15 protein-coding genes are annotated in these 12153 nt (G+C 65.5%); all 15 read left to right on the forward strand.

The annotated features are described in order from the left end of the window. Positions 1–6 precede the first annotated feature (6 nt). The 15 genes from QFX32_01800 to hisB all read left to right on the forward strand — a co-directional run bounded on the left by QFX32_01800 (position 7) and on the right by hisB (position 12112). Entirely contained in the window at positions 7–771 is a 765-nt protein-coding gene (locus tag QFX32_01800; GenBank protein MDI9632775.1) for an ABC transporter ATP-binding protein, read from the forward strand. 65 nt (positions 772–836) lie between these two features. Then, complete coding sequence (locus QFX32_01805; GenBank protein ID MDI9632776.1) at positions 837–1409, forward strand: 50S ribosomal protein L16; 573 nt, start codon at positions 837–839, stop codon at positions 1407–1409. Positions 1410–1605: 196 nt separating this feature from the next. Next, positions 1606–2442, forward strand: coding sequence for a fumarate hydratase (locus QFX32_01810; protein MDI9632777.1), 837 nt, complete (start codon positions 1606–1608; stop codon positions 2440–2442). Next, positions 2439–3005: a FumA C-terminus/TtdB family hydratase beta subunit gene (locus QFX32_01815; GenBank protein MDI9632778.1), complete on the forward strand. Its 567-nt coding sequence runs from the start codon at positions 2439–2441 to the stop codon at positions 3003–3005. The genes QFX32_01810 and QFX32_01815 overlap by 4 nt, the downstream gene beginning before the upstream one ends. After that, entirely contained in the window at positions 3002–3274 is a 273-nt protein-coding gene (locus QFX32_01820) for a 4Fe-4S dicluster domain-containing protein (GenBank protein ID MDI9632779.1), read from the forward strand. The genes QFX32_01815 and QFX32_01820 overlap by 4 nt, the downstream gene beginning before the upstream one ends. Continuing rightward, on the forward strand, positions 3271–4371 hold the full coding sequence (locus tag QFX32_01825; GenBank protein ID MDI9632780.1) for a 2-oxoacid:acceptor oxidoreductase subunit alpha: 1101 nt from the start codon (positions 3271–3273) through the stop codon (positions 4369–4371). Before QFX32_01820 ends, QFX32_01825 begins: the two co-directional genes overlap by 4 nt. Then, complete coding sequence (locus QFX32_01830; protein MDI9632781.1) at positions 4368–5156, forward strand: thiamine pyrophosphate-dependent enzyme; 789 nt, start codon at positions 4368–4370, stop codon at positions 5154–5156. The genes QFX32_01825 and QFX32_01830 overlap by 4 nt, the downstream gene beginning before the upstream one ends. Beyond that, on the forward strand, positions 5153–5692 hold the full coding sequence (locus tag QFX32_01835; protein MDI9632782.1) for a 2-oxoacid:ferredoxin oxidoreductase subunit gamma: 540 nt from the start codon (positions 5153–5155) through the stop codon (positions 5690–5692). The genes QFX32_01830 and QFX32_01835 overlap by 4 nt, the downstream gene beginning before the upstream one ends. Further along, on the forward strand, positions 5689–6774 hold the full coding sequence (gene sucC / locus QFX32_01840) for a succinate-CoA ligase subunit beta (protein ID MDI9632783.1): 1086 nt from the start codon (positions 5689–5691) through the stop codon (positions 6772–6774). The genes QFX32_01835 and sucC overlap by 4 nt, the downstream gene beginning before the upstream one ends. Then, entirely contained in the window at positions 6771–7637 is an 867-nt protein-coding gene (gene sucD, locus QFX32_01845) for a succinate--CoA ligase subunit alpha (GenBank protein MDI9632784.1), read from the forward strand. Before sucC ends, sucD begins: the two co-directional genes overlap by 4 nt. Before the next feature lie 95 nt (positions 7638–7732). Continuing rightward, positions 7733–8566 carry a zinc-ribbon domain-containing protein gene (locus QFX32_01850; GenBank protein MDI9632785.1) on the forward strand — a complete coding sequence of 278 codons (834 nt, stop codon included), beginning with the start codon at positions 7733–7735 and terminating at the stop codon, positions 8564–8566. A gap of 158 nt (positions 8567–8724) precedes the next feature. After that, a complete protein-coding gene (locus QFX32_01855) occupies positions 8725–9927 on the forward strand; it encodes a methionine adenosyltransferase (protein MDI9632786.1) in 1203 nt (400 codons plus the stop codon). Further along, positions 9905–10822, forward strand: coding sequence for an ATP phosphoribosyltransferase (hisG, locus tag QFX32_01860; GenBank protein MDI9632787.1), 918 nt, complete (start codon positions 9905–9907; stop codon positions 10820–10822). Before QFX32_01855 ends, hisG begins: the two co-directional genes overlap by 23 nt. Position 10823: 1 nt before the next feature. Then, positions 10824–11534, forward strand: a complete 711-nt coding sequence (hisA, locus tag QFX32_01865) for a 1-(5-phosphoribosyl)-5-[(5-phosphoribosylamino)methylideneamino]imidazole-4-carboxamide isomerase (GenBank protein ID MDI9632788.1) — start codon at positions 10824–10826, stop codon at positions 11532–11534. Then, positions 11531–12112 (forward strand): imidazoleglycerol-phosphate dehydratase HisB, encoded by a 582-nt coding sequence (gene hisB, locus QFX32_01870; GenBank protein MDI9632789.1) that lies wholly within the window; start codon positions 11531–11533, stop codon positions 12110–12112. The genes hisA and hisB overlap by 4 nt, the downstream gene beginning before the upstream one ends. The last annotated feature ends 41 nt before the right edge of the window (positions 12113–12153 follow it).

Consider the following 12153-nt stretch of genomic DNA (forward strand, 5'->3'; position numbering starts at 1 on the left):
AAGGGAGTGACCCTCCTCCTCGAGGATGTCTCCAAGACTTTTCCCACGGGGGACGGTTCCGCGGTGGAAGCCCTCTCGGGAATCACCCTCGAGGTGGGAGACAGCGAGTTCGTCTCGGTCCTCGGTCCATCCGGCTGCGGGAAGACGACGCTCCTGCGGATCGTCGCGGGGCTCGAGACCCCGACGAAGGGGACGATACGGCTTGACGGCGAGAAGATAGAGGGCCCGAGTCCCCGCATGGCGATGATATTCCAGGAGTACTCGCTCTACCCGTGGAGGACTGTCATCCGCAACATCGAGTTCGGGCTCGAGGTAAAGGGTATTTCGAAGGAGGAGAGGAGGAAGAAAGCGGCGGAGTACCTCGAGCTCGTGGGCCTCCGGGATTTTGCCGACCGTTACCCCTACGAGCTCTCGGGAGGGATGCGCCAGCGCGTCGCCGTCGCGCGGGCCCTCGCCATCGAGCCCCACATCCTGCTCATGGACGAGCCTTTCGGGGCCCTCGATGCCCAGACCCGGAACAAGCTCCAGCGCGAGCTCCTCGAGCTCTGGGAGAAGACCAAGAAGACGGTCCTCTTCGTGACGCACAGCGTCGACGAGGCGGTCTTCCTCTCCGACAGGATCGTCATCCTCTCGCCGCGTCCGGGACGCGTGAGGGAGATCGTGCGGGTCGGCCTCCCGCGCCCGCGCGACAGGACGGGGATCGAATTCGCACGCATCAGGCGCTACGTCCTCGACCACATGGAGAACATGGCGGTCCCGGAGAAGGCGTAAGCAAGGTTTAATAGTGACCGTCCCCATTTTATAAAGCACAGACAGGACCGAGGAGACAGGTCGCAATGGTCAGAAAGCCAGGCAAGATGTACAGGAACCTCGCGAAGATGGCGTACACGAGGAAGGAGTACATGGGGGGTATCCCGGGGAGCAAGGTCGTCCAGTTCGACATGGGGAACCTGACGGAGCCGTTCCCGGTGGAGATCTCGCTCGTGGCCGAGGAAGCGTGCCAGATCCGGCACATCGCGCTCGAGGCGGCTCGCACGAGCATCAACAGGAGGCTGATGAAGGACATCGGGAGGACGAACTACAGGCTCAAGCTCCGCGTCTATCCCCACCACGTCCTGCGCGAGAACAAGCAGGCGACGGGGGCGGGTGCCGACCGCGTCTCCGAGGGAATGCGCCTCTCTTTCGGAAAGCCGGTGGGCACGGCAGCGAGGGTGAAGGAAGGGCAGGAGGTATTCACGGCCTACACGACGCCGCAGTTCGTGGAGAAGGCAAAGCTCGCGCTCCGGTCCGGGAGCCACAAGCTCCCGACACCCACGCGCATCGTCATCAGGGAGCACCCGGTCCCGGGCGTTCCCCAGGCAGGCGAGGTCTCCCCGGCAGGCCAAGTAGCCCCGGGAGGCCAGGAATAATCCCTTTATCCCCATATCCCTTTATCCCCCAATCCCCCCATACCTCTGTCCCGGACTCCCCTTTTTCCCGGCCCATGAACCGGTGCGGATTCGCATTTTCCCCGAGGATGCCGGGGGACGTCGCGGAGGGGACCGCGCGCCCGGAAAACCACAATCACAATGTATATTCCCTTTTGTCGGTACATTTTAAGCGAATATGATTTCACCCCCGGATCCTGCCCTCTGCGAGGCCATCACCCGTGCGACCGCGAGGGCTCTCGAACAGGCGGAAATCACCCTCCCCCCCGACGTCGTCCGGGCACTCGAGGCCGCGAGGGACCGCGAGACGAGCGGTATCGCCCGGGGGGAGATCGAGAACATCCTCGCCAACATCAGGCTGGCAGAGTCCCTCCGCGTCCCGATCTGCCAGGATACCGGCATCCCGGTAGTCTACCTCACCCTCCCCCCGTCCGTTCCGCTCTCCCAACATATCCTCGATGCCGTTGCCGAGGGCGTGCGGCGTGCGACGCGCGAGGTCCCCCTCCGTCCGAACGTCGTCGACCCGCTCACGCGTGAAAATACGGGTGACAATACCGGCCCGGGGATGCCCGTCGTCCACGCGAGGCCGGGGGAGAAGCTCTCCGTGACGGTCCTCCCGAAAGGGGCGGGATCGGAGAACATGTCCCGCGTCGCGATGATGCTCCCCACGGAGGTGGAGAACATCCCCCGGTTCGTTGCAGAGACGGTCCTCATCGCGGGGGGGAAACCCTGCCCGCCGGTCATCCTGGGGGTCGGCATCGGGGGGACGTTCGACTGGGCGGCAGCCGCGGCAAAGGAGGCACTCCTCGAGCCCATCGACGCGATGAGCCCGTACGAGCGGGAACTCCTCGACGCCGTCAACGACCTCTGCATCGGGCCCATGGGGCTCGGGGGGAAGACGACCGCGCTCGCGGTCAAGGTGAAGACGGCGGGCTGCCACACGGCCTCCCTGCCCGTCGCCGTGAATGTCCAGTGCTGGGCGTGCCGGCGCGCGACCGTGGAGGTGGAGTGGTGAGCGTCATCCACCTCTGCACCCCCCTCTCCCACGAGATCCTGATGCTGCGCGCGGGCGACCACGTGACACTCTCCGGGACGGTCTACACCGCCCGCGACGAGGCCCACGTCAGGATGCGGGACGAGGGTATCCCCTTCGACCCGCACGGTGCCGCGATCTACCACTGCGGCCCCGTGGTCCACGGGGGGAAGATCATCGCGGCGGGTCCCACGACCTCGGCACGGATGAACTCCCTCTCCGGTTTCCTCCTCGATCGCGGTGTCCGCGCACTGGTCGGCAAGGGTGGGATGGGCAGGCAGGTCGCAGAGCAGATGCGGGGGCGGGCCGTGTACCTCGCGTTCACGGGAGGGTGCGCTGCGCTCGCCGCGTCGAGGATGACGCTGCGGCGGGTCTACTTCGAGGATCTCGGGATGGCAGAGGCGGTGTACGAGATCGACCTCGACCACCTCCCGCTCGTCGTCGGGATAGACGCGGCGGGAAACGACCTCTTCGAGGGCGTGAACAGGAACGCGCTGGCGAGGTTCAAGAAGAGGTTCTCCACGCCGCGGGAGGTTGCCCCGTGAAGCTCCACGTCGACGAGAAGCGGTGCAAGGGGTGCAATCTCTGCACGCTGGTGTGCCCCTACAGGATATTCAGGCCCGGGAAGAGACCCAACCAGAAGGGGGTATTCGTCCCCGAGCTCGACCGCCCCGAGCGGTGCCCGAACACGAGGCTGCAAGCCCTGTACGGCAGGACGCTGTGCGGGATGTGCCAGATGATCTGCCCTGACCAGGCAATCTCGTGGGAAGAGGAGAAGAAGGGGGAGAAGAGGAAGGTGGCGATAGAGTTTTGACCCGGATAGAGTTCATGCAGGGCAACGTGGCGAGCGCGGAGGGGGCACTCGCCGCGGGCTGCACGTTCTTCGCGGGATACCCGATCACGCCGTCGACGGAAGTCGCGGAGCACATGGCCGCGAAGCTCCCGAAGAGGGGTGGCGTCTTCATCCAGATGGAGGACGAGATCGCGAGCATTGCCGCCGTCATCGGGGCATCGTGGACCGGCGCACGCGCGATGACCGCGACGAGCGGCCCCGGGTTCTCCCTCATGATGGAGAACATCGGGTATGCCGTCATGACCGAGACCCCCTGCGTCATCGTGAATATCCAGAGGGGCGGGCCCTCGACGGGCCAGCCCACGATGTCGGCCCAGGCGGACATGCTCCAGTGCCGCTTCGGCTCGCACGGGGATTACAGCATCATCGCGCTCGCTCCCGCGAGTGTCCAGGAGATGTACGAGCTCACAGCCGAGGCCTTCAACCTCGCCGACAGGTTCAGGGTACCCGTTTTCGTCATGGCAGACGAGATCGTCGGGCACATGCGCGAGAGAATCGAGATCCCGGAATCGGTCCCCGTGGTGGGGAGGAGGCCGCTCGAGCCGGGGATGCTCCCCTTTCGCCCCGGCGAAGACCTCGTCCCAGGGTTCCCGCGTTTCGGAAGCGGGTTTGGCGTCCACGTGACGGGACTCACCCACGACGAGAGGGGGTACCCGTGCGCGACGAGCCCGAAGGTCCACGAGGACCTCGTGAAGAGGCTGGTCGAGAAGGTCGAGTCGAAGAGGCACGAGATCGCGGACTACAGGGTCACAAACCCCGACGCGGAGATCGTCTTCGTCACCTACGGTTCGCCGGCACGGAGCGTGGAGCAGGCCATCCACGACAACCCGGGACTGGACATCGGGCACTTACGGTTCCGCGTCGTCTGGCCATTCCCTGAAAAAGCCCTCGGCGAATTCCGCAACGCGAGGGCTTTCATCGTGCCCGAGCAGAACCTCGGCCAGATGGCGCGCGAGATCGAGAGGCACACGCGCGTCCCGGTCATCAGGCTGCCCCGCTTCGGGGGGGCTCTCCACACCCCCGAGGAACTCGTCGCCGCGGTGGAGGGGGTCAGGTGACGTTCTCGGACTGGCTCAGGGTCGATCGCCTCCCCCACATCTACTGCGCGGGATGCGGCAACGGGACGGTGATCAATTGCACCCTCTCCGCGGTCGACCAGATGGGGTGGAAGAAGGAGGAGACGGTCTTTGTCTCGGGGATTGGGTGCTCATCCCGTGCACCCGGCTACATCGTCACGGACTCCCTCCACACCACGCACGGCCGGGCACTCGCCTTCGCGACCGGCATAAAACTCGCGAATCCCTCCCTCAACGTCGTTGTTTTCACCGGGGACGGGGATCTCGCGGCGATCGGGGGAAACCACTTCATCCACGCCTGCCGGAGGAACATCGACATCACGGTCGTCTGCATGAACAACATGATCTACGGGATGACCGGCGGGCAGGGGAGCCCGACGACGCCGCGGATGGCTCTCTCGACGACCACGCCGTACGGCTCCGTCGAACCCGCGTTCGACCTCTGCGAGCTCGCGATCGCGGCTGGCGCAAATTACGTCTCCCGGTGGACCTCGTACCACGTCAAGGAGCTGACGCGGGCCATCCTCGCGGGACTCCGGACCCCCGGCCTCTCGTTCATCGAGGCACTGGTCCAGTGCCCGACGAACTACGGCCGGCGGAACCGCTACAGGCAGGCCATCGACCAGATAGAGTATTTCAAGGAGCACGGGATGCTCGTCGAGAAGGCGAGGAGGCTGCGCGAGGAGGGGAAGGAGATCCCGCCGGACACCATCATCCTGGGCGAGCTCGCGAGGAGGAACAGACCCGCGATGGGGGTGAAGGCGTGAGGCACGAGGTGCGGTTCTCTGGGTTCGGAGGCCAGGGGATCATCCTGTCCGCGGTGATCCTCGGGAGGGCCGCGGTGATGTACGACGGGAACTACGCGGTCCAGACACAGGTCTACGGGCCCGAGGCGCGCGGGGGCGCCTCGATGAGCTCGGTGATCATCGACGAATCCCCTATCCTCTACCCCAAGGTGAGGGACCCGGACATCCTCGTGATCATGTCGCAGGAAGGTTTCGAGAAGTACGGGGTGCAGGTGAAGGAGAGTGCCCTGATGATCCTCGATTCGACCCTCGTGCGGTCGCGCCCGAGGTGCCGTTACATCGAGGTCCCCGCCACTGCCGAGGCCAAGAATACCCTCGGGAGGGAGATCGTCGCGAACATCATCATGCTCGGCGCGCTCGTCAGGGCGACGGGAATCGTGAGGGAGGAATCCCTCGAGAAGGCAATCCTCGACAGCGTCCCGAAAGGAACGGAAACGCTCAACATGAAGGCGATGAAGAGAGGCATGGAACTTGTAGGAGCAGGGGGAACAAAATGAAACTCCTCGAGCACGAGGCAAGGAAGTTACTCGCAGAAGAGGGCATACGGGTCCCCGACGGGGAAGTCATCAGGTCGCCCGACGAGGTCCCCGCCGCGATGGAGAGGCTCGGGGACCGGGTCGTCCTGAAGGCACTCGTGGAGGTCGGCGGCCGAGGGAAGAAGGGGGGGATCCTCGTCGCCGACAGGTCGAACGCGGTCGAACTCGCGGCCCGGCTCTTCGGGAAGGAAATAGGGGGGATTCCCGTCAGGGAGATCCTCGCGGTCCGCTATCTCGACATCGAGAGGGAATACTACCTCTCGATCTCGATCGACAGGTCGAGGAAGTGCCCGGTCATCCTCTTCTCTGGCGAGGGCGGTGTCGACATCGAGACCCTCGCGAGGGAGAAGCCCGAGGCGCTCCGGAGGGCGGCCCTCCCGGCCCTCATGGACCGCGTCCCCCCGTTCATGGTCCGCGATCTCCTCTCCGGGGCACCGCCGGAGATCGGGGAGGTCATGAACCGGCTCTACACCGTGTTCCGCAAGAAGGACGCGGTCCTCGCGGAGATCAACCCGCTCGTCTCCACCCCGGACGGGATATACGCTGCCGACGCGAAGATCGTGGTCGACGACAACGCCCTCCGGAGGCAGGGGATCACCCAGAACAGGGACCTCACGGAGAGGGAGAGGGAGGCAGAGAAGCACGGGTTCTCGTACGTCGAGCTCGAGGGGAACATCGGGGTCATAGGGAACGGTGCGGGCCTCACGATGGCAACCCTCGACCTCATCCGCTACTACGGCGGGAGCGCCGCGAACTTCCTCGACGTCGGGGGTGGTGCCGACCAGGAGAGGGTGATGCATGCCGTCAGGCTGGTCGCAGGTGACCCCTCGGTGAAGGTGATCGTCGTGAACCTCCTCGGCGGGATCACGCGGTGCGACGACGTCGCGAGGGGGATCATCGCAGCAGGAGTCGCGCAACCCGTCATCGTCCGGCTCGCGGGGACCAACGAGAGGGAAGGCAGGGAGATCCTCGGCGCGTCCGGTTACCGGATGCTCGACAGCATGGAAGAGGCCGTGAAGGCCGCGGTGGAGGCGGCACGATGATCTACGCGGACAAGGACTGCGGCGTGATCGTGACGGGGGCCACGGGCAAGCAGGGTGTCTTCCACATCGCGCTCATGAACCAGTACGCGCGAGAAGTCGGCGGCAAGGGTGTCGTCGCGGGCGTGACGCCCGGCAAGGGGGGACAGGAGGTCGCGGGGGTCCCGGTCTACAACAGCGTGAGGGAGGCCCTGAAAGAGCACGACGCGACCGCGAGCGTCATTTTCGTCCCGGCGGCCGCCGCGGCAGACTCGATCATGGAGTCGGCGAGCGCGGGCCTCTCGCTCGCGGTTGCCATCACGGAGCACATCCCGGTCCACGACACCATGAAGGCGATCGAGTTCGCCCGCCTCCACGACTGCACCGTCATCGGGCCCAACTGCCCCGGCCTCCTCTCGCCCGGCGAGATCAAGCTCGGGATCATGCCAGTCCACCTCGCAGCGCGCGGCCACGTGGGAGTCGTCTCCCGGAGCGGGACACTCACCTACGAGGTCGTGGACCAGCTGACGAGGGCAGGCCTCGGGCAGAGCACGATCGTGGGAATCGGGGGAGACCCGGTCATCGGGCAGACCTTCACGGACGTCCTCCGGCGGTTCGAGGAGGACGACCAGACGCGCGCGGTCGTCATCATCGGGGAGGTGGGGGGGTCCCTCGAGGAGGAGGGGGCGAGGTCCACCGACCTCCCCGTCGCCGCGTACATCGCCGGGGTGACCGCCCCCCCAGAGAAGAGGATGGGCCACGCGGGGGCCATCATCGAGGGGGGCGAGGGCGATGCACGCACGAAGATCGAAAGATTGAAAAAGATGGGCGTCCCGGTGGCAGAACGCCCCTCCGAGATCCCCGGGCTTATAAAAAAACTCCTCTGACATGCCGAGGAGAAACCTCGTCTCCCTTTTTTTTCAAAGAAACCATTTAACATCTTGGTTACCACCATTTCTGTAGCTGATCGCCCGGAGGAATAATGACCGACAGGAAGACCGAACTGACAGATGCCTTCGAGGGGGACGAGGCCCCTGCGGGGCCCGCGAGATACCTGAGGCCTGGCGAGGAACTCCTCGCGTACTCCCCGGGAGTCCAGATAAAGAAGTTCAGGTTCGACGCGTACCTGACCGACACGAGGCTTTTCCTCACCGATCCCGGCGAGATTGCCGGCGGCGTGACGGCAAAGGAGATCCCAAGGGAGTCTATCGTCGACTGCTACATCGAGCATTCACCCTTACAGGAACCCATCCTCGTCCTCTCGGTGAGAACCTCGGAGGACGAAGTCCGGACAATGAAGATGACATTCGTCCACACAGGGAAGGACCGGGTCACGGAGGCAGAGGAATGGATGCACCTCGTCAAGCACAGCAGGCCGCACCTTCCCGGGGGCTTGGACACGAGGGAACGCGCGCAACCCCTCTCTGCCGAGGCACGCGCCCTCTCCGAGACGGTGGTGTTCCCGCCGCAAAGGCCACAGGAGGTCCCTAGGCCGGCCGCAAGCAACGTTGCTCCACGGGACACGAGGATGAAGGAGAAGGACGTTCCCGCCGCCCGCCCCACCCCGCCACCCCCACCTCCGAGGGTGGATAGTTCGCCGACCCAGATACAGTTCTGCTACCACTGCGGCCACCGGATTCCCCCCGTCGCGAACTATTGCCCGTACTGCGGGACCCGCATGGTGCACGTCCACGGCCAACCGGCAGCCGCACCGCCCCGCGCCGAGCACGTGCAGGGGGACATGGCACCGCAGGACTCCAAGACGAAGAAACGGGGTATCTGGGACATATTCCGCAGGCTGAGGCGCGGGTCGTGAGACGGCGATGGCACGGGCGAGGGGACGATTCCCTCCGCGGGGCGACCCGTCCGGTTCCACGGCGGACCACCACAGCGGCGAACGCGGTGAAAGGAATGATTATGAGCAATCCCGACATTTATATACTGGTTACCCAGCACTCCACCGGGGGATAACGATTGAAGAGGAACATCAGGGTCGAGGAACTCCACCAGATCCCGCTCGAGCGGCAGGAGATCGAGCTCGTGGAGAGGAAGTGCATTGGACATCCCGACAGTCTCGCCGACGGTATCGCCGAGTCCATAAGCAGGGCTCTCTCCCTCGCCTATCTTGAAGAGTGCGGTGCGATCCTGCACCACAACACGGACCAGGGAGAGATCGTGGCAGGAGAATCGCGACCGAAGTACGGCGGCGGGAAGGTCATCCGGCCGATCTACATCCTGATCGACGGGAGGGCAACGAAGCAATTCAACGGGATAAGCATCCCCACGGACGCGATAGCCATCGAGGCCGCGAGGAATTACCTCCGCAAGACCCTGACGAACCTCAACCTCGAGAGAGACGTCATCGTGGATTGCCGCCTCGGGACGGGTTCTACAGACCTCCGGGAAGTCTTCAAGCCCTGCCAGAACATGCCCCCGAGGGCGAACGACACGTCCTTCGGCGTGGGCCACGCACCCTTCTCCGAGACGGAGACCATCGTCCTTGCCCTGAGTGACTACATCGACCAGACCCTCCGGCCGAAGTACCCGGTCATCGGCCAGGACATAAAGATCATGGGGCTCCGGGAGGGCAACACGATCACCCTCACGCTCGCGTGCGCGATGGTCGACAAGTACTGCGCGGGCCTCGCGGACTACATCGAGTACCGCGACAAGCTCCAGGAGGAAGCGCTCGCGCTCGCGAAGAGGTTCACCCCGAGGAAGGTCCACGTGTACGTCAACACGGCAGACGACATCGACAGCGGGAGCGTGTACCTCACGGTCACGGGAACCTCCGCCGAGATGGGCGACGACGGGTCGGTCGGCCGAGGGAACCGCTGCAACGGCCTCATCACGCCGAATAGGCCGATGAGCATGGAGGCGACGAGCGGGAAGAACCCGATCAACCACATCGGCAAGATATACAATATCCTTTCCACGGAGCTCGCGAAGGAGTGCGTCCGGTCGGTCGAGGGAATCGAGGAGATCTACATCAGGCTCCTCTCGCAGATCGGCAAACCGATCGACCAGCCGCTCGTCGCGAGTGTCCAGGTCCTCCCGAAACCGGGGTTCGAGCTGAAGACCATGAGGCCGGACATCGAGGCCATCGTGGACCATGGCCTTTCGGAAATCACGTGCATCACCGAGAAGATCATCCGTGGCGAGGTCAGGACGTTCTAGCGAAGGGGGAGCAGGTTCGCCCGGAGCGGACCCCCGCGTCGTCCGTCTCGCCATTCCCAACAAGGGCCGGATCGCGGCCCCTGTGAGGGAACTCCTCGAGAGGAGCGGCCTGCACCTCGACGAGGGTCCCGAGAGGCGCCTCTTCGCGCGGACACTGGATCCTAACCTCGAGATACTCTTCGCGCGGCCGGTGGACATCCCCGAGTACGTGGGCCTCGGCGCGGCGGACCTTGGAATCACGGGGCACGACATGGTGCTCGAGCGCCGCGCGGATGTCGCCGAGCTCCTCGATCTCGGGTTCGGGAGGGCGACCCTCGTGCTCGCCGTGCAGGAGGATTCCCCCTACGAGTCGCCGGCTGACCTCGCGGGGGCGCGGGTCGCGACCGAGTTCCCCGTCATCGCGGAGAGGTACTTCAGGGAAAAGGGAATTCCCGTGACACTCGTCCCGGTGGGAGGTGCCTGCGAGGCAACGCCGTACCTCGGGATCGCGGACGCGATCGTCGACCTCTCGAGCTCGGGGAACACGCTCCGCTCAAACCGGCTCCGCGTGATCGACCGCGTGCTCGAGACGGGCACGGTGCTGATAGCGAACCGTGCCTCGCTCGCCTCCAAGAAGACGAGGATCGAGGAGATCCAGGTCGCGCTCGAGAGCGTGATCCGGGCTCGGGGCCAGTGTTACCTGATGATGAACGCGCCGAGGGACCGCGTCCCCGAGATATCGTCGATCATCCCCGGCCTCTCCGGGCCAACAGTCATGGAGATCGCCTCCCGGGGAGACATGGTCGCGGTCCACGCTGTGGTGTCGGAAGACCGCGTCTACCAGCTCATCCACCTCCTGAAGAGGGCGGGGGCGCGCGACATCCTCGTGATGTCCATCCAGAGGATGATCCCGTAGTATGCGCGTCATTCCCGCAGTCGATATCCTCGGGGGAAAGTGCGTCCAGCTCGTCCAGGGGAGGCGGGAGACCGCGACAATCTACGGGAGGCCCATCGACTGCGCGCGCAGGTGGCTCTCCCTCGGTGCCGACTGCCTCCACGTGGTGAACCTCGACGGCGCGTTCGGCCAGTCCGGGGAGAACGTGCAGCTCATCGGGGAGATCGTGAGGGAGACGGGAGCAGAGATCCAGCTCGGCGGGGGGATACGGTCGTTTTTTGATGCCGCGGCCTGGCTCGACGCAGGAGTCGCGCGCGTCATCATCGGCACGCTGGCCACGAGGGACCCGGGCGTCCTCGGGAGGCTCGCCGCGGAATTCGGGAGGGAGAGGGTGATGGCGGGACTCGACACGCGCGGGGGCGAGGTCGCTATCGAGGGCTGGCGAAAGGGCGCCGGGAACTACCTCGACTGGGCACGTCGCTTCGAGGAGTGCGGCGCGGGATCGCTCCTCTTCACGAACGTCGATGTGGAGGGCCTGCAGGGGGGCGTGGACCCCCGGCCGGTGGAAGCGCTCCTGCGCGTCACCCGCCTCCCGGTCACCGTGGCGGGGGGCATCTCGACGACGGGGGACGTGAGGACCCTGAAAGCACTCGGCGTCTCGGCCGTCGTCCTTGGGTCAGCGCTATATAGCGGGAAGCTCGACTTAGTGGCAGCGATGGAGGCGGCACGGTGAGGAAGGCGAGCGTGAAGAGGGAGACCCGGGAGACGCGGGTGACGGTCGACCTCGACCTCGACGACGCGGGTCCCGGCGAGATCGCGACCGGGATACCATTCCTCGACCACATGCTCGCCTCGATGGCCCGCCACGGGTACTTCTCCCTCACCTGCAGCGCGGAGGGCGACCTCGGCGTCGACGTCCACCACACCACCGAGGATGTCGGCATCGTCCTTGGCCAGGCGCTCCGGGAGGCAATCGGGGACGGGAGGGGGATCGTCCGATTCGCCCACGCCCTCGTTCCCATGGACGAGGCACTCGCCTGTGCCGCGCTCGACTGCGGGGGCAGGGGCTACCTCGTCTTCCGCGGCGAGTTCGCGCACCCGCGCGTCGGCGGCATCGAGCGGGAGCTCTTCGAGCATTTCTTCTACAGCGTCTGCATCCGCGGCGGGATCACCGCCCACCTCTCGGTCGAGGGGAAAAACGACCACCACAAGTGCGAGGCCCTCTTCAAGGCATTCGGGATAGCGCTCGGACAGGCGACGCGGCCGGGGCCGCGGCCCGGGGCGATCCCGAGCACGAAGGGGACGCTGTGATCCTGAGGACGGGCGGGGAGGCAGGCCCGCCGGGGTCTCTA

It is taken from the genome of Methanolinea sp. (genome assembly GCA_030055515.1).
GTDB lineage: Archaea > Halobacteriota > Methanomicrobia > Methanomicrobiales > Methanospirillaceae > Methanolinea_A.